The organism is Pseudomonas sp. SIMBA_067 (genome assembly GCF_046534675.1).
Classification (GTDB): domain Bacteria; phylum Pseudomonadota; class Gammaproteobacteria; order Pseudomonadales; family Pseudomonadaceae; genus Aquipseudomonas; species Aquipseudomonas putida.
Genome location: NZ_JAWRYH010000769.1, coordinates 1 through 258, shown reverse-complemented (window position 1 = coordinate 258; position 258 = coordinate 1). Strand labels below are relative to the sequence as shown.

General features: G+C 49.2%; 1 protein-coding gene. It reads right to left on the bottom strand.

Annotated elements, in window-relative coordinates:
• A partial coding sequence (locus tag SB765_RS31255) for a glycosyltransferase (protein WP_410932710.1) occupies nucleotides 1–258 on the bottom strand: 258 nt, incomplete at both ends.

The following is a 258-nucleotide window of genomic DNA, read 5'->3' as shown; positions in this document are numbered from 1 at the left end:
AACAAGCACTCTTTGAAACGCCACGCCCAGGTAAAAACCTGATTGCCCATGATATTGCGTTTATAGAACAGGCGGCGTGAGTACGGCGATTTGGGATACAGTGGAAAACTTGCTGGTTGGGAATAGACTTCGCCCTGGCAAACGTAGTCGTTAGCGTACAAAAAGGCGTGTGTGACCAGTTGCTGTTTATGGGCGAGGAAGACGCTCAGACGGTTGGGTGTCCATTCATCATCATCATCGATCCCGGTGATATATTCC